Source organism: Azospirillum sp. UFLA03-27 (assembly GCF_059803775.1).
Window position 1 is genome coordinate 1 of record NZ_JAUQTX010000168.1, and the last position, 15,520, is coordinate 15,520.

Sequence of the window (15,520 nt, forward strand, 5' to 3'; positions counted from 1 at the left end):
TGCTGGACGATGCCGTAATATTCGGGGGCGGTGTAGGCGTCGACCTCCCGCGCGCCGTACATGGACAGCACCATGTCGCCGGAGTTCCAGTAGCTGAACAGGTTCATGCCCAGCGCCATGACGAAGGCGATCATCATGCCGCCCTTGCCGCCGATCAGATAGCCGATGCCCATGAACAGGGCGGTCAGGCCGGCGAGGAGGATGGTGGTCTTCACATAGCTGGTCATGGCGGTGTTCCGGGCGATCTTCTGGACGGTTTCACTGTTGGTTGAACGAGACGGCCCCGGCGGGGCTTTCCGCGGGGCTTGTCTGGTGATATGGGCTTGGCGGAAGGCATCGTTCAAGATGGCCAAGCACCGCACCCGACCCCAGAGGACGGCCATGACCGAGACGAAGACCACCGGCCCGGCACCGGAAAACGCCACGAAGCCCGACGCCGAAGCGACCCCCGAAACCGGCGCCAAAGGACCCGAGCAGATGCCCGGCGAGATCGGCGGTCCGCAGGGACCGGAGCCGACCCGCTTCGGCGATTGGGAGTTCAAGGGCCGCTGCTCGGACTTCTAAGCCGGCGCTGCTAGGACCAATCACCTGAACACCACCGCTCCGAAATTGAATACATAGGAAACCAAGATTAAATACCTAGGCTGTGCTTGATGCGCTCCTATTCGCGCGCTACTCTGTGACCGGTTCACCCCTTCGCGAACCGGTGTCCGGGGAGGTCGCGCCGTGGGATCGCCCAAGTTCATCACCCCATGCCCGCCCCGCTCCGCCGGGATATGGCTGGCATTTCTCTCCGCATTGCTGGCCGGCACCGTCCAGGCCGCTCCGCCCGCCCTGCCCGGCCCGATCCCGGCGGAGGTGCTGGAGGTTCTGGACGGCGACACGCTGCTGGTGCGCGCCACCATCTGGCTGGGGCAGGTGGTGGAAACCCATGTCCGGGTGGACGGCCTGGACGCGCCGGAGATGCGCACCCGCTGCCCCCGCGAGCGGGAACTGGCGGAAACCGCCCGCGACCACGCGCGCCGTCTGATCGGGGCCGCCCCGGTGCGGCTGCTCGACGTCCAGCCCGACAAATATGGCGGGCGGGTGCGCGCCCGCGTGCTGACCGGCGGAGGCACCGACCTGTCGGCCGCGCTGATCGAAGCGGGGCTCGCCCGTCGCTATCACGGCGAACGGCGCCAACCCTGGTGCGACGGGACGGGCATGGGCTAACCCGGCTCCACCAAAGGATGATTCGGGAACCCGCCGTCTCGCTCCGCTGTTGCCCCTCCCACCAAGGAGGAGAGCGAACCATGACGACCCAGGCCTCGTCTTACGTCCCCGGCGCCATCGCCTTGCTGGCCGCCAGCCTCGCCCTGTCCGGAGCCGCCGTGGCGCAGGACGCCAAGACGATGGAGGGCGGTCTCGGCGCCGCACCGCCGTCCCAGGGCGAAGCCTGGATGGAATCGACCGGCGCCCAGGACCCGACTTTGGGCGAGCGCCGCACCGAGAAGCAGAAGAACGCGGCGGAGACCCGCGCGCAGGGCCGCATCGGCTCCGTCCCCGACGCGGCGAGCGGCGAGTCCGGCCTGAAGCCCGGCACCGCCGAAGCCATGAAGACCCAATCTGGCAGCGGCGCGTCCGGCGGATCGGACACCGCTCCCAGATAACGGCCCCAAAACGAAACCGGGGGCCGCGAAGGCCCCCGGTCCGCAGACAAACCCCGATGAACGCCGCGATCAGGCGTTGTTCATGCGGTTCTCGATCAGGTCGGTCACGACGGTCGGATCGGCCAGCGTCGAGGTGTCGCCCAGGCTGTCGTGCTCGTTCGCGGCGATCTTGCGCAGGATGCGGCGCATGATCTTGCCCGAACGGGTCTTCGGCAGGCCCGGCGACCACTGGATCAGGTCCGGCGAGGCGATCGGGCCGATCTCCTTGCGCACCCAGGCCACCAGTTCCTTGCGCAGCTCCTCCGTCGGGCTTTCCCCGGCGTTGAGCGTGACGTAGGCGTAGATGCCCTGGCCCTTGAGGTCGTGCGGGTAGCCGACGACGGCGGCCTCGGCCACCTTCGGGTGGGCGACCAGCGCGCTTTCCACTTCCGCCGTGCCCATGCGATGGCCCGACACGTTGATCACGTCGTCCACGCGGCCGGTGATCCAGTAATAGCCGTCCGCGTCGCGGCGGCAGCCGTCACCGGTGAAGTAGTAGCCCGCGAAGGTCGAGAAGTAGGTCTGGACGAAGCGCTCGTGGTCGCCGAACACCGTGCGCATCTGGCCCGGCCAGCTGTCGGCGATGCACAGGTTGCCTTCCGTCTCGCCGTCCAGCTCCTTGCCGTCGTTGTCCACGACGACCGGCTTGACGCCGAAGAAGGGCTTGGTCGCCGAACCCGGCTTCTGGCCGATGGCGCCCGGCAGCGGGGTGATCAGGATGCCGCCGGTCTCCGTCTGCCACCACGTGTCGACGATCGGGCAACGGCCGTCGCCGACGACGTTGTAGTACCACAGCCAGGCTTCCGGGTTGATCGGCTCGCCCACCGAACCCAGGATGCGCAGCGAGGACCGGGAGGTCTTCTTCACCGGACCCTCACCCTCGCGCATCAGCGAGCGGATGGCGGTCGGGGCGGTGTAGAAGATGTTGACCTTGTGCTTGTCCACCACCTGCCAGAAGCGGGAGATGTCCGGATAGGTCGGCACGCCTTCGAACATCAGCGTGGTGGCGCCGTTGGCCAGCGGGCCGTAGACGATGTAGCTGTGGCCGGTGACCCAGCCCACGTCGGCGGTGCACCAGTAGACCTCGCCGTCCTTGTAGTCGAAGACGTACTGGTGGGTCATCGACGCGTAGACGAGATAGCCGCCGGTGGTGTGCAGCACGCCCTTCGGCTTGCCGGTCGAGCCCGAGGTGTAGAGGATGAACAGCGGGTCCTCCGCGCTCATCTCCTCCGGCGGGCAGTCGGCGGAGACCGAGGCGATCTCCTCGTGGTACCAGAGGTCGCGACCCTCGGTCCAGGCGACGTTGCCGCCGGTGTGCTTGACGACCAGCACATGCTTGACGCCCGGCGCCGCGGCGACGGCCTTGTCGGCGTTCGCCTTCAGCGGAACCTTGCGGCCGCCGCGCAGACCCTCGTCGGAGGTGATGACGAAGTGGCTGTCGCAGTCGACGATGCGGTCCTTCAGGCTGTCCGGCGAGAAGCCGCCGAACACGATGGAGTGGATGGCGCCGACGCGCGCACAGGCCAGCATGGCGTAGGCGGCCTCGGGGATCATCGGCAGGTAGATGGTGACGCGGTCGCCCTTCTTGACGCCGTTCTTCTTCAGGACGTTGGCGAGGCGGCAAACCTGCTCGTGCAGTTCCTTGTAGGTGATGTGCTTGGAAACGCCCGGATCGTCGCCTTCGAAGATGATGGCGGTCTGGTCGCCGCGCGTCGCGAGGTGGCGGTCGACGCAGTTGGCGGACACGTTCAGCGTGCCGTCGTAGAACCACTTGATGTGGACATCGCCGGTATAGCTGACGTCCTTCACCTTGCTGTAGGGCTTGATCCAGTCGATGCGCTTGCCCTGCTCGCCCCAAAAGGCTTCCGGATCGTTGATCGATTGCTCGTACAGGCGGGCGTAGGCGGCTTCGTCCACGTAAGCGGTCTTGGCGATTTCCTGCTTAACAGGAAAAAACGAATTGTCGGACATTGGCTCGCGATTCCCCCGTAGTGCTTCTGGTTACGCCCTGAAGGGCTGTTGGGGAGCGGTTTCCGGCCGCCCCTGTTGCGGGACATTATCCACACAAGTTCCCGTCACCACAAGCAGAACGGCTGATTGTCCGCCCCCTCCATCGGGGCTTTCCGTTCCACTTTGTTGCAGCGCACCGCCCGTTCTTTTGAATTCACCGGCTTCCGCGGCGACACGACAGCGCGACTATTTGTCGCGCATAGCACGAAAGCATGAGAACGCCCCGCGGAGGGGCGCTTAACCCGGTCTTAACCGCCTCATCGTTAGCGTGCATGCTGTTCACCCAACAGCAGGGCACCGGAATGGCCAGCACGACCAACGCGGACGGCACCACCGGAAACGGCACGACTGGCGGCGGCGGCGGACAAGGCATAGAACCGGGCATGGAACTGGCCGGGCGCCTGTCGGAGATGGGCAGCCGCACCAGCCTGATGGTGATCGACGCTGCCCTGCGCACGGCGTCGCTGGCCGAGTTGGAGGCGTCCGGTTCGGCCGCCCTGGCCCCGTTCGGCGAAGACGCGGGCTTCGCCGGAGCCGCGGCGGAGATGCAGGCGCTGGCCCGCCGGATGCTTCAGGCCACGCAGGATTTCCAGGCGGCCATCTGCGAACCGGCGGACTGATCCGCCGCCGCAGACGGCCGCGTTCTCGACAGATCCAAGGAACCGTCAGGCCTCGATCCCGGCCAGCGCGCAGACATGCGCCCATTCCGCATCCGACACCGGGCAGACCGACAGGCGCGACTGCTTGACCAGGGCCATGCCCTGAAGCAGCGGGTCGGCCTTCATCGTCTTCAGCGTGACCGGCGTCTTCACGGGCAGCAGCGCCCGCACGTCGACCATGCCGAAGCGGCCCGCCTCGTCGCTCGGGTCCGGGTAGTACTCCCGCGCGATCTCGACGACGCCGACCACCTCCAGCCCCTCGTTCGAGTGGTAGAAGAAGGCCCGGTCGCCGACCTTCATGGCCTTCAGGTTGTTCGACGCCTGATGGTTGCGCACGCCGTCCCAATGGGTGGTGCCGTCGGCGACCATGCGCTCCCACGAATATTTGAAGGGCTCCGACTTCAGAAGCCAGCGGGCCATCGCCGTCCGCCCCCCGATCAGGACTTCGGGTAGACCCGGCGCCACGCCCGGATCTCCACGCTCTCGAACAGCCCGGCCTGGGCGTAGGGGTCGTTGGCGGCGAAGTCCTTCGCGGCGGCCTCGTCGGCGCACTCCACGATCAGCAGGCTGCCGGCCATGCCCTGGCCATCGTCGGACAGCAGCGGGCCGGCGGCGAACAGGCGGTCGGCGTGCGCTTCCAGATAGGCCAGATGGGCGGGGCGGTTGTCGGTCCGCACCTGGGCGGCGCCGGCCTTGTCGGTGCAATGGAACATGTAGAGCATGGCTTGGGTCTCCCGTTCGGTTGGGCGGGAGCCTAGCGCAGCCGCGACCGCCGCGGAAGGTGCCGCGACGCGCGGCCTTTCCGCGGCGGTGGTGTCAGCGATGCAGCCAGAGGAAAGGGGCGCGCAGCGCCACCGGGCGGCTCACCGTGCGTCCGTCTCCATGGCTCACCGTCCCGGCAAAGAAAAAGCCCCTTCCCGGCGGACCGGGAAGGGGCTTTCTGTTGATGCGACCGGGACCGCCGTCGCGGTCCGAAGCGAAGCACGACCCGCTTCAGGTCGCTCCCTGGGGGGCGATCTGGCCTCCGGGCGCGACGCCCGGCTGGCCGGTGACCGGCTCCGTCGCATGATGGGCGATGGCCGTCGGAGCGGACTCCGGGCTCATCAGCGACATGCTGACGGTCGGGGTCTTCCATTCCAGGCTGTCGAAGGCGCCGCAATGGCCGCACAGGCCGCCCCAGCTCGGGCTGACCGCGTTGCAGGCGGTGCAGGTCCAGGCCGCGTCCGCCGGGGCGTTCGCCGCCTGAGCCAGCCAGGCGCGGGCCGCCTCCTCGTCCTGCCGCTCCGCCCGCTCCAGCTCGGCCAGGAGCTGGAAGACGCGGCGGGAGGGCCGCATCTCCAGCGCCTTGGTCAGATGGGCGCGGGCCTCGCCCCACAGCTGGGCGTCGAGGGCGGCGCGGGCCACGGCGAGCAGCGACTCGACGTCGTTGGGGGCGTGGTTGCGCAGCTTCTCAAACATCTTCACCCGGGTCATCGGGTCGTAGCTGGAAACCACCTCCCGGTAGGCCGAGGTCAGGTCCGGGTGCGGGTTGACGCGCCAGCAGCGCTCAAGGGTCTTGGCGGCGTTCTTGTGCTTGCCGATGGCCATCTGCAGCCGGGCCGCGCGGGCCGCCGCCGGGACGAAGCCGGACAGCAGGTCGTGCGCCGCCTGGGCGTGCGAGAGGGCCGAGTCGGACCGGCCGCGGCGCTCCGCCTCGAAGCTGCGCTCCAGAAGCAAGGTGGCGCGATGGCGGCGGCCATCGTCGGGGTTGATGGCGCCGGCCTGGACAGCCTGCTGCAGCGTGCCTTCCGCCGCCGCCCATTCGCCCGAGCGGGCTTCCAGGTCATACAGCGTGCCGAGCAGCCAGGGCGTGTTGGGCTGGAGCGACTGGGCGCGGCGGGCGAGGTGCAGCGCCTCCACCCGGTCACCGGCCTTCAGCGACTGCGTCAGCAGGCCGCGCAGGCCGAGGAAGGCGGTCTCCGGCCGGTCGAGCATGGCGGTGAAGTATTCCTTCGCCGCGCGGTCGTCGCCCTGGAGCTGGGCGGCCTGGGCCGACAGCAGCATGGTCAGCGGCGGCTCGTTGAGCAGCCCGTCGGCCTTGCGCGCCATCTTGCGGGCGGTCGTCGCGTCGCCGGCGGCGACGGCGACCATGCCGCGGGTCAGCGCCTGATAGCCGCGCTCGCGCCGGCGCGACCGGCGGTAGCGGCCGAAGTTGCGCGGCGCGCCGAGGATGGCGCGGCCCAGCCGGTAGAGGACGATGCCCGCCGCCAGGGCGGCGACGCCGATCAGGATGGCGATGCCGAAGCCGGTCTCGACGACGTAGCCCTGCCAGTTGATGGCGACGGTGCCGGGGTGGTTGGCCAGCCAGACCGCGATCGCGACGACGATGGCGACCTTGATGATGAACCAGATGGCGCGTGTCATTGGGCCGCTCCCTTGACCCCGGCGGACTGCGACAGCAGGCCGATGGCGCGGTTGGTGAGCTGCTGGCCGGCCTCGTTGGCGGCCAGACGGGCCTTGGCGTCGGCGATCCACGGGGCGGCGACCTGCGCCGCCGGACCCTTAAGGGCCGCCAGCTCCTTGACCGCGCCGCCGAGGTTGCCGGCCTGAAGGGCGGCCTCGGCGCGGGCGACCACCGCCGAGGCGCCGTCGCCGACCGCGTCGCCGCCCGAGCGGCGGACGGTGACCAGCGTGGCGATCTTGCCGGTGACCTGCTCCACCCAGTCGTTGCCCTCGCCCTGGTTGTCGGCGCGCACGATGTCGGACGCCATGGCGGAGAAGCGGTCGGTGAGCTGCGGCTGCGTCGGCACGCCCTTGGCGGCGTAGCCGGCCACGGCCTCCAGCGGCTGCGTCACCTGGGCGTCGCCCGACGCCACGGCGCGGACGGCCTGGAGTTCCTGCTGGAACGGCTGCCCGGCGGCCAGGGCGGAGCGGAGCTGCCCGGCGGCGAGCACCAGCGTCTGGGCGGCGGTGGCGGCGTCGCGGCGGGTTTCCACCGCCTGGTTGACGGCGGCCAGTTCCTGCTTCAGCGCGTCCACATCCTGGCGGATCTGCCCGGCGGCCTGGGCCTCGCTGCCCACCGCGTCGACGCGCTGCTGGACCTGGCCGAGCTGCTCGGTCAGCTGGGCGATGCGCGGGTCGGGCTCGGCCGGGGCGGCGGAGGCGGCGGAGGCGGCGGCCTGCGGACGCTCCTCAAGCTGCTGGATGCGGGCGGTGAGCTGGCCGACGGCGTTGTCCAGCGTCTGCTGGTCGATGCCGGCGGCGGCGGCGTTGCCCTCGGCCGGGGCGGCGGGGCGCTGCTCCAGCTTGGCGAGGCGCTCGGACAGCTGCTGGATCTGGTTGCGCAGGGCCGGGTCGGGCTGCGGCGCGGGCGCCGTGGCGGCCGGACCGGTCGCGGGACCGCCGGCGGTGGGCCAGCCGGGGACGCGCGGGCCCCACCAGGGCTGCGACAGGGCGGCGGCGCCGACCAGCAGGGCGATCAGCGAGACGGCGGTGGCGAAACCGGCGCCGGACTTGCGCTCCTCGCGCGGCGCCTCGTAGCGCGGCGGCTCATAGGAGGAGGCGGTGTAGGCGGGGGACTCCACCGGGGGCGGCGTCTCGCCCTTGATCGCGTCGGACTTGAAAGGATCGGCCTTGAAGGAATCGGCAGCGACCGAGTCGGTCTTGGCCTCCTCGATCCGGGTCTCCTCGCCCTTGATCGTCTCGGCCTTCACTTCACCGCCGAGCAGCGTGTCGGCGGCACCCGGAAGGGTATCCGCGACGGGCGGCAGGGTGGAGGGCGGCAGGTCCGTGGCCGGGACCGGGCCACCGCCCGGCAGGGTGTCGGCCCCCGGCAGGGTGTCCTCAGTCTTGTGGGACTCGGTTTGGGCGGGCTCGGTCTTGAACGGCTCGGCGCTCCCGGGGAGAGAGACTGCCGGCGCGATGACGGCGGCGTCCGGCGGCAGCGGCATCACCGAGCCGGCGGCGTCGGGAGCGTTGCGGTCCTCGCTCGGCGTGGCGGCTTCCAGGTCGGCTTCGCTCAGCTTGATCCGGTGCTTGGCGGCGGAGGTGCGGAGGTCAGCGTGGCGGGCCAGCGGAATGGCGCCGCGCTTCTTCCAGCCCTGCACCGTGGTGACCGGGATGTCCAGCTTGTGGGCCATGGGGCGGATGCCGCCGAAGCGTTCGATGATGCGTTCGACGGCGGGGCCGCCGGAAAGCTGGTTTTGGTCGGGCGTCTGGTTCTGGTCGGACGGCGTGTGGCCGTTCGGGTCAGCCTCGTGTTCGGAGCCTGGGCGAGAGGTCATTGGGTGCCTTCTGGTCGCAGTTGTTCTCAACGAACGCCACACAAGCCCCCAAGCGGATGCGCTCAAGCCCGGCCCGTGCCGCCGGATGGTTCCGGCAGCAGGCCGAGCAGAGAGTCCTGCTCCGGCCGTGGCGCCACCCGTACGTTCTGCCACGGTGTCACTCCCAGCTCACCGTACGCGCGGGCAGCCTCCGCGACCGCGGGGCTGAGGCAGAGCGCGTCCACTGTACGACAGCGGTCGATGAGCCCGGCCTCGGCGACAAGCCTAACAAACGAACGGGCGGTACGGGGAGAGAAAAACAACACGGCGTCCAGTGTTCCCGTACGCAACAGCGCCGCCGTGCCGTCCGACAGCCGCACGCTCGGAACGGCGTCGTACAGCGTTTCCCGCAGGATGGAAAATCCGGCCTCGCCCAGCAGCGCCGAGAGGTCGCCGGCGAGCTTGGTTCCTGCGACATGAAGTAGCGGACCCGCCGCTGCGGTGCAGCGTCGGCGCACCAGATCGGCCAGTGCGTACACGTCGCCGGACGCGCTTTCCACCCGCGTGAAACCGGCCGCGCGGGCGGCGGTCGCGGTGGCGTCGCCGACCGCATAGACCGGACGGTCAAGCCGGCTCGTACGTCTGGTGTAGCCCCGTACGCCGTTTGCGCTGGTGAAGAGGAGGGCCTGTACGTTCCCCACGTCCGGCTCCGGCCCGTCCAGCCAGCGGATGTCCAGCATCGGTTCCACCGACACGACGAATCCCAGCGCGCGCAGACGGGCCGCCAGCGGCTCGGAATCCTCCGCCGGACGGGTGACCAGGAGGTGGGGGCCCGCCATCGCCGGCCGCCCGTCAGCTCTTGAAGAAGTCGGGCGGCAGGACCGCCTTGATCTCCGCACCGGCGTCGGCGCCGATGACGGCGGCATCGCTTGCGTTGCCGCTGCGCTCCGCCCGGAAGACCTGCCGCCCGTCGTTGGACAGCACCTTGGCCTTCAGGTGCAGCCGGTCGCCGTCCAGCGTCGACAGAGCGGCGATGGGGGTGCGGCAGGAGCCGTCGAGCATGGCGAGCAACGCGCGCTCCGCCGTCACGCGGGCCGCGGTGGCGACGCAGTTCAGCGGGGCGAGCAAGGCGCGGGTGGCGTCGTCGGCGCTGCGGATCTCGATGCCGATGGCGCCCTGGGCGACGGCGGGAAGCATTTCGTCATGCTCCAGCACGGCGGTGATGCGGTCGGTCAGGCCGAGCCGGCGCAGCCCGGCGAGTGCCAGCAGGGTGGCATCGACCTCCCCGGCCTCCAGCTTGGCGAGGCGCGTCTGCACGTTGCCGCGGAAGGGCACGACCTTGAGGTCGGGCCGCCGCTCCAGGATCTGGGCCTGACGGCGCAACCCGGCGGTGCCGACGACGGAGCCGGCGGGCAGCGTGTCCACCGTGTGTCCGCCGCGCGAGAAGAAGGCGTCCCGCGTGTCCTCGCGCGGCAGGAGCGTGGCGATCTCCAGCCCCTCCGGCATCCAGGTCGGCACGTCCTTCATCGAATGGACGGCGAGGTCGGCGCTGCCTTCCAGCAGCGCGTCCTCCAGTTCCTTGGTGAACAAGCCTTTGCCGCCGGCCTCGGCCAGCGTGCGGTCCAGGATGCGGTCGCCGGTCGTCTTGAAGACGACGATCTCGATGGCGCCGGGGGCGGCCAGATGCGGGTGCGCCGCGATCAGCCGGTCGCGGGTCTCGTGGGCCTGCGCCAGCGCCAGCGGGCTGCCGCGCGTGCCGATGCGGAGCGGTTGGGTCATGAGGCCAGTGTTCTAGGCGATCCACCGCGGTTTGCAAGCCCTGGTGACGGGCGTGCTACTCTTTGGTGAAACACTTTGCGGCGCGTCTTAGGATACGCGCCGCGCCGTGACGATCATGCGGCGGCTGTCCACCGTCCAGGCGGCGTCTTCGAAATCGCCGGCCAGCCGTTCGATCGCGAAGCCGGCGCTTTCCAACATCAGCTCCAGCTCGTAGCGGAAGATCATCCGCCAGGTGAAGCCGTATTCGGTCACCACGATCTTGCCGTCCGGCAACAGCTCGTCGTACCAGCCGTGGATGCGCTGGCACTGCCCCTCGTCGAGGCGGGAGGCCATCGTGTTGCGGATGTAGCTGTTGCCGTTGTGCGGGCTGCGCCGCGGCTCCGACGGGCTGGGCTTCGTCTCGGCGTCCATCGGCAGCGTCAGCGGATTCATCACGTCCAGCGCCAGCGTGCCGCCCGGCGCCAAATGGGCGGCGGCGGCGGCCAGCGCGCGGCGCTCCGCCGCCAGTTCCGGGATCAGCATCAGCACGTTGAAGGGAATGACGGCGAGCCGGAAGTCCCGCATCGGCAGATCGAGCGCTGTGGCATCCTGCCGCACCGGATGGACGCGGGCCTGCACCTCCGGCGCCTCGCGCGCCAGCTTCGCGCCGAGCTGGTCGAGCATGGCGGCGGAGACGTCCACCGCCCACACCTCGTGCCCGGCGCGGGCCAGCGGGATGGTCAGGCGCCCGGTGCCGCAGCCGATCTCAAGGACCGGGCCGCCGGTCTCCGCCGCGCGCTCCTTGTAGAATGGCACGTCGCCCAGCATGCCGAGGCGGGCCAGCGTCGCGGCGTGATCCGCCCGCGCCTCCCCGATCTCCAGCGACGGATAGTCGCCGTCGTAATAGACGATGCTGGCGTCGTCGTCGGGGACGTCTTTGTTCATGGAGGGCGAAACCCTGAAGAATCCGGGTCAAGACCCTATACCAGAGCGGTGGAGACGGCTAGTTTGACGGCCATCATGATCGTTCTTGGAATCGAAACGAGCTGCGACGAGACGGCGGCGGCCATCGTGACCGACGCGCGGGAGATCCGCGCCGACGTGGTGCTGTCGCAGCTGGACGACCACACGCCCTATGGCGGGGTGGTGCCGGAAATCGCCGCGCGCGCCCATCTGGAGCATTTGGACGGGCTGATCCGCCGCGCCATGGCCGACTCTGGGCTGGGCTTCGCCGACATCGACGCCGTGGCGGCGACCGGCGGGCCGGGGCTGATCGGCGGGGTGATCGTCGGGGTGATGACCGCCAAGGCCATCGCCGCGGCGCGCGGGCTGCCCTTCGTCGCGGTGAACCATCTGGAAGGCCACGCGCTGACCGCCCGGCTGACCGACGACGTGCCCTTCCCCTACCTGCTGCTGCTGGTGTCCGGTGGGCACTGCCAGCTTCTGGTGGTCGAGGGGGTGGGCCGGTACCGGCGGCTCGGCACCACCATCGACGACGCGGTGGGGGAGGCGTTCGACAAGACGGCCAAGCTGCTCGGCCTCGGCTATCCTGGCGGACCGCTGCTGGAGAAGGCGGCGGCGCTGGCGACGAATCCGGGCCGCTTCGACCTGCCGCGCCCGATGGTCGGTCGCCCCGGCTGCGACTTCTCCTTCTCCGGCCTGAAGACCGCGGTGCGGCGCCACGTCGAGGAGTTGGGGATGCCCCTGTCCGGGGAGGATCAGGCCGACCTCGCCGCCGCCTTCCAGACCACGGTGGCCGAGGTGATGGCCGACCGCTGCGCCCGCGCCATGCGCCAATTCAAGGAGATGCACCCGCAGGGCGGCGCCCTGGTGGTGGCCGGCGGCGTGGCGGCCAACAAGACGCTGCGCGCCCGCCTGCAAAAGCTGGCCGACCGCGAGGGCATGCCCTTCATGGCGCCGCCGCTGCGGCTGTGCACCGACAACGCGGCGATGATCGCCTGGGCGGGGATCGAGCGCTTGCGGCTGGGCCAGACCGACCCGCTGGACTTCGCGCCGCGCCCGCGCTGGCCGCTCGATCCGACCGCAAAGCCGGCCATCGGCAAGGCCGGGGTCGGCTCCGGCGTGAAGGCGTGAGGATGATTCCGGCATGGCTCTGACCTTCCGCACCGCCGGGCGCGACGACGTGCCGGAGATCGTCCGGCTGACCGCCGACGACGCCCTGTCCACGGCCGGCGACGTCTACAGCGATCCGCTGGACCCGCTCTATTGGGACGCCTTCGACCGCATGGCGGCGCAGCCGGGCAATTCCATCGTGCTGGCGGAACGGGACGGGCGGATCGTCGGCTGCTTCCAGTTCACCGTCACCCACGGGCTGGCCCGCCGGGGCGCGGCGCGGGCGACGGTGGAGGCGGTGAAGGTGGACAGCGCGCTGCGCGGCCAGGGGATCGGCAGCGCCATGATGCGGCACGCCATCGCGCTGGCCCGCGCCGAGGGCTGCGTGATGGTGCAGCTGACCAGCCAGACCCGGCGCACCGACGCCCACCGCTTCTATGAACGGCTGGGCTTCCGGGCGAGCCATGTCGGGATGAAGCTTCTGCTGACACCGGAGACTTGACCGTTCGGGTTGCGGACGGGGGACGCTCCGCCTAAACAGTCGGCCAAATCCTTCAAGCGAGAACAGTGGAACGGGGGGCATCCATGGCGGCAACGGACTTCCGGCGCATCGGCGTGATCGGCGGCGGGGCCTGGGGCACGGCGCTGGCTCTGGCGGCCCTGCGCGCCGGGCAGGAGGCCCTGCTGTGGGCGCGCGAGCCGGCGGTGGTCGAGTCGGTCAACACCGCGCAGGAGAACCGCGACTATCTGCCGGGCGTGACCTTGCCCGCGGAATTGCGCGCGACCGGCGATCTGGCCGAGGCCGCCGCCTGCGACGCCATCCTTCTGGTGACCCCGGCCCAGCATCTGCGCAGCGCCTGCGCCGGCCTCGCCGCGCATCTGCGGACGGGCACCCCACTGGTCATCTGCGCCAAGGGGATCGAGCTGGACAGCCACGCCCTGATGAGCGAGGCGGCCGCCGCCGCCCTGCCGGCGGGGACCCCGCTGGCCGTGCTGTCCGGTCCGACCTTCGCGGCGGAGGTGGCCCGTGGCCTGCCGACCGCGGTGACGCTCGCCTGCGCCGACGCCGCGCTGGGCGCCCGGCTGGTCGAGGCGCTGGGCAGCCGCACCTTCCGCCCCTACCTGTCCGACGACGTGGTGGGCTCGCAGATCGGCGGGGCGGTGAAGAACGTGCTGGCCATCGCCTGCGGCGTGGTGGAGGGCCGCAAGCTGGGCGACAACGCAAGGGCGGCGCTGATCACGCGCGGGCTGGCGGAGATCACGCGGCTGGCCCTGGCGCTCGGCGGACGGCCGGAGACGCTGATGGGGCTGTCGGGGCTGGGCGACCTGACGCTGACCTGCTCCAGCCTGCAATCGCGCAACATGTCGCTGGGCGCCGCTCTGGGCGCCGGCCGGACGCTGGCCGAGGTCCTGGCCGAGCGCCGCTCCGTCGCCGAGGGCGTTTACACCGCCGCTGCGGTGGTCGGACTGGCCGGGAGCAAGGGCGTGGACATGCCGATCTGCGGTGCGGTGGACGCCATCCTGAACCACGGCGCTGGGCTGGATGCGACGATCGACGGGCTGCTGTCGCGGCCGTTCCGCGAGGAGGGGCGCTGAGGGGCGTCGTCCTTTTCACCGCGAAGACACGAAGGCGCGAGGGACCGCAGGAAGGGGGCTCCGCGCCTCTGCGGTGAATCGGCCCCGAACCCTACGCGTTGCCCAGCCGGGCGCCGTCCAGGATGGCCTCGTCGAAGATCGCGCTGCTGCGGTCGCAGCCGGTCAGGTCGGCCAGCGTCAGGTCGCACCCCTTCATGTTCGTCGCGCTGAGCGAGGCGCCGGCCATGCGGGCGCGCACCAGCGAGGCGCGCATCACCTTCGCCCCGGCGCTGATCACCAGCATCCCCAGGTTGGCCCCGTCCAGACAGCCGTCGATGAGGATCGCGCGGTCCAGCTTCGCGCCGCGCAGATCGGCGCCGCGCAGGTCGGCGGACCGCAGATCGGCGCCGTCGAACTGGGCCGCCTGGAGCTGCGCGCCGTTCAGCCGGGCGTGGCGCAGCCGCACGCCGGAGCCCTTGGCGAGGGTCAGCACCTTGCCCGACAGGTCCGCCCCGTCGAGGTTCAGGCCCGTCAGGTCGAGCTGGCGCCCCTTCTGGCCGCTGGTGCCGAGCCACAACAGGTGCTGGTGCAGCAGGACCTCGATGTCCGCCGCCGGGATCGCCGGATGGGCGGGCTCCGCCGCCGGGTCCTCGTCCGTCTCCGGGATCGGCTGGGGCATCTGGGCCGCCACCGCCGCTTCCTCGTCGGTGCGGATGGAGGTGACGAGGTCCAGCTCCGACACCTTGGCACCGTCCAGAATGGCGCCGCGCAGGTCGGCGCCGTTCAGGTCGGCCCCCTGGAGGTCGGCGCCGGAGAAGTTGCAGTCGCGCAGGTCGGTGCGCTGAAGCCGCGCCCCCGACAGACGGGAGTTGGTGAAGTCGGCCGCCCGCGCGAAGCTGCCCGACAGCTTGGCCCGCGCCATGTCGGCGTTGGTCAGCTTGGCCGAGGCCATGTCCGCCGGTCCCGGCTCGAACCCGACCACCTTCAGCTCGCCGGACGCGCTGCGGTTGGCGACGCTGCCGTCGCGCAGGTCGACCTCCACCATCACCGCGCCGTCCAGGATGGCGCCGCGCACGTTGGCGCCGCGCATGTCGGTGCGGTAGAGCCGCGCCTCCGTCAGGTCGGCGCCGCGCAGGTCCGCGCCGTAGAGGTCGGCGTGGTCCAGGATCGTTCCCTGCATCCGGGCGTCGCGCAGGATGGCGCCGGACAGATGCGCGCCAGTCAGGTTGCGCCCCGACAGGTCGAGCCCGGTCAGGTCGAAGAAGGGCAGGTTGGCGCGGGCGCCGTTGGGCCGCCCCTCGGTGAAGCGGACATGGCGCTCGCACACCCGGTCCAGCTGCTCCTGGCTCAAGCGTATCCGGGACTTGTGGGAGCCGTCGTTCGCCATCGGCGCCTCAGGCGAACAGCGCGTCGATGTCGGCCTGCGAAATCTCGCTGCCGCCGCCCGACGGTTCGGGCGCCGGGGCGGCGGGTCGCGGGGCCGGCTTCGCAGCGGCGGGACTGTCTCTTATACACA

General features: G+C 70.7%; 16 protein-coding genes and 1 pseudogene. 7 read left to right on the forward strand and 10 right to left on the reverse strand.

All coding sequences use genetic code 11. The features are described from left to right. Positions 1-227: pseudogene (locus Q4I23_RS22015) on the reverse strand (zinc metalloprotease HtpX); the annotation flags it as partial. Positions 228-381: 154 nt separating this feature from the next. Between Q4I23_RS22015 and Q4I23_RS22020 the strand changes: the two are divergent. The 3 genes from Q4I23_RS22020 (at position 382) to Q4I23_RS22030 (ending at position 1,649) form a co-directional block, all read left to right on the forward strand. Beyond that, positions 382-564, forward strand: coding sequence for a DUF1674 domain-containing protein (locus Q4I23_RS22020; RefSeq protein WP_454020069.1), 183 nt, complete (start codon positions 382-384; stop codon positions 562-564). 162 nt (positions 565-726) lie between these two features. Next, a complete protein-coding gene (locus tag Q4I23_RS22025) occupies positions 727-1,212 on the forward strand; it encodes a thermonuclease family protein (protein WP_498527618.1) in 486 nt (161 codons plus the stop codon). An 80-nt stretch (positions 1,213-1,292) separates the two neighbouring features. Then, on the forward strand, positions 1,293-1,649 hold the full coding sequence (locus Q4I23_RS22030) for a hypothetical protein (protein ID WP_454020071.1): 357 nt from the start codon (positions 1,293-1,295) through the stop codon (positions 1,647-1,649). Between the two features lie 69 nt (positions 1,650-1,718). Here Q4I23_RS22030 and acs read toward each other — a convergent pair whose 3' ends face one another. Next, on the reverse strand, positions 1,719-3,659 hold the full coding sequence (gene acs / locus Q4I23_RS22035; RefSeq protein WP_200774799.1) for an acetate--CoA ligase: 1,941 nt from the start codon (positions 3,657-3,659) through the stop codon (positions 1,719-1,721). Between the two features lie 341 nt (positions 3,660-4,000). On the opposite strand from acs, the gene Q4I23_RS22040 reads away from it, so the two are divergent. Then, complete coding sequence (locus tag Q4I23_RS22040) at positions 4,001-4,318, forward strand: hypothetical protein (protein ID WP_498527619.1); 318 nt, start codon at positions 4,001-4,003, stop codon at positions 4,316-4,318. Between the two features lie 45 nt (positions 4,319-4,363). On the opposite strand, the gene Q4I23_RS22045 is transcribed toward Q4I23_RS22040, so the two are convergent. The 7 genes from Q4I23_RS22045 to Q4I23_RS22075 form a co-directional block, all read right to left on the reverse strand. Continuing rightward, complete coding sequence (locus Q4I23_RS22045) at positions 4,364-4,777, reverse strand: EVE domain-containing protein (RefSeq protein WP_035669391.1); 414 nt, start codon at positions 4,775-4,777, stop codon at positions 4,364-4,366. A gap of 17 nt (positions 4,778-4,794) precedes the next feature. Further along, complete coding sequence (locus tag Q4I23_RS22050; protein ID WP_014238599.1) at positions 4,795-5,079, reverse strand: YciI family protein; 285 nt, start codon at positions 5,077-5,079, stop codon at positions 4,795-4,797. A 271-nt stretch (positions 5,080-5,350) separates the two neighbouring features. Continuing rightward, complete coding sequence (locus Q4I23_RS22055) at positions 5,351-6,760, reverse strand: heme biosynthesis protein HemY (RefSeq protein ID WP_498527620.1); 1,410 nt, start codon at positions 6,758-6,760, stop codon at positions 5,351-5,353. Then, positions 6,757-8,619: a mitofilin family membrane protein gene (locus Q4I23_RS22060; protein ID WP_498527621.1), complete on the reverse strand. Its 1,863-nt coding sequence runs from the start codon at positions 8,617-8,619 to the stop codon at positions 6,757-6,759. The genes Q4I23_RS22055 and Q4I23_RS22060 overlap by 4 nt, the downstream gene beginning before the upstream one ends. 62 nt (positions 8,620-8,681) lie before the next feature. Further along, positions 8,682-9,437, reverse strand: a complete 756-nt coding sequence (locus tag Q4I23_RS22065) for a uroporphyrinogen-III synthase (protein WP_498527622.1) — start codon at positions 9,435-9,437, stop codon at positions 8,682-8,684. 13 nt (positions 9,438-9,450) lie between these two features. Continuing rightward, positions 9,451-10,377, reverse strand: coding sequence for a hydroxymethylbilane synthase (gene hemC / locus Q4I23_RS22070; protein WP_454020076.1), 927 nt, complete (start codon positions 10,375-10,377; stop codon positions 9,451-9,453). An 87-nt stretch (positions 10,378-10,464) separates the two neighbouring features. Further along, complete coding sequence (locus Q4I23_RS22075; protein WP_498527623.1) at positions 10,465-11,301, reverse strand: class I SAM-dependent methyltransferase; 837 nt, start codon at positions 11,299-11,301, stop codon at positions 10,465-10,467. Positions 11,302-11,376: 75 nt separating this feature from the next. Here Q4I23_RS22075 and tsaD point away from each other — a divergent pair, with 75 nt between their 5' ends. The 3 genes from tsaD (at position 11,377) to Q4I23_RS22090 (ending at position 14,025) form a co-directional block, all read left to right on the forward strand. Next, positions 11,377-12,450, forward strand: coding sequence for a tRNA (adenosine(37)-N6)-threonylcarbamoyltransferase complex transferase subunit TsaD (gene tsaD, locus Q4I23_RS22080; RefSeq protein WP_498527624.1), 1,074 nt, complete (start codon positions 11,377-11,379; stop codon positions 12,448-12,450). 13 nt (positions 12,451-12,463) lie between these two features. After that, complete coding sequence (locus tag Q4I23_RS22085; RefSeq protein ID WP_498527625.1) at positions 12,464-12,931, forward strand: GNAT family N-acetyltransferase; 468 nt, start codon at positions 12,464-12,466, stop codon at positions 12,929-12,931. A gap of 83 nt (positions 12,932-13,014) precedes the next feature. Beyond that, positions 13,015-14,025, forward strand: a complete 1,011-nt coding sequence (locus Q4I23_RS22090; RefSeq protein WP_498527626.1) for an NAD(P)H-dependent glycerol-3-phosphate dehydrogenase — start codon at positions 13,015-13,017, stop codon at positions 14,023-14,025. Positions 14,026-14,116: 91 nt separating this feature from the next. On the opposite strand, the gene Q4I23_RS22095 is transcribed toward Q4I23_RS22090, so the two are convergent. Then, a complete protein-coding gene (locus Q4I23_RS22095) occupies positions 14,117-15,355 on the reverse strand; it encodes a pentapeptide repeat-containing protein (RefSeq protein ID WP_498527627.1) in 1,239 nt (412 codons plus the stop codon). Positions 15,356-15,520: the final 165 nt, after the last annotated feature.

Bases quoted from the DNA above. Each gene is read 5' to 3' on its own strand.
- Q4I23_RS22055 (WP_498527620.1), bottom strand. From the start codon at position 6,760: ATGACACGCGCCATCTGGTTCATCATCAAGGTCGCCATCGTCGTCGCG.
- acs (WP_200774799.1), bottom strand. From the start codon at position 3,659: ATGTCCGACAATTCGTTTTTTCCTGTTAAGCAGGAAATCGCCAAGACC.
- Q4I23_RS22020 (WP_454020069.1), top strand. From the start codon at position 382: ATGACCGAGACGAAGACCACCGGCCCGGCACCGGAAAACGCCACGAAG.
- Q4I23_RS22075 (WP_498527623.1), bottom strand. From the start codon at position 11,301: ATGAACAAAGACGTCCCCGACGACGACGCCAGCATCGTCTATTACGAC.
- Q4I23_RS22065 (WP_498527622.1), bottom strand. From the start codon at position 9,437: ATGGCGGGCCCCCACCTCCTGGTCACCCGTCCGGCGGAGGATTCCGAG.
- Q4I23_RS22030 (WP_454020071.1), top strand. From the start codon at position 1,293: ATGACGACCCAGGCCTCGTCTTACGTCCCCGGCGCCATCGCCTTGCTG.
- hemC (WP_454020076.1), bottom strand. From the start codon at position 10,377: ATGACCCAACCGCTCCGCATCGGCACGCGCGGCAGCCCGCTGGCGCTG.
- tsaD (WP_498527624.1), top strand. From the start codon at position 11,377: ATGATCGTTCTTGGAATCGAAACGAGCTGCGACGAGACGGCGGCGGCC.
- Q4I23_RS22085 (WP_498527625.1), top strand. From the start codon at position 12,464: ATGGCTCTGACCTTCCGCACCGCCGGGCGCGACGACGTGCCGGAGATC.
- Q4I23_RS22060 (WP_498527621.1), bottom strand. From the start codon at position 8,619: ATGACCTCTCGCCCAGGCTCCGAACACGAGGCTGACCCGAACGGCCAC.
- Q4I23_RS22090 (WP_498527626.1), top strand. From the start codon at position 13,015: ATGGCGGCAACGGACTTCCGGCGCATCGGCGTGATCGGCGGCGGGGCC.
- Q4I23_RS22040 (WP_498527619.1), top strand. From the start codon at position 4,001: ATGGCCAGCACGACCAACGCGGACGGCACCACCGGAAACGGCACGACT.
- Q4I23_RS22045 (WP_035669391.1), bottom strand. From the start codon at position 4,777: ATGGCCCGCTGGCTTCTGAAGTCGGAGCCCTTCAAATATTCGTGGGAG.
- Q4I23_RS22050 (WP_014238599.1), bottom strand. From the start codon at position 5,079: ATGCTCTACATGTTCCATTGCACCGACAAGGCCGGCGCCGCCCAGGTG.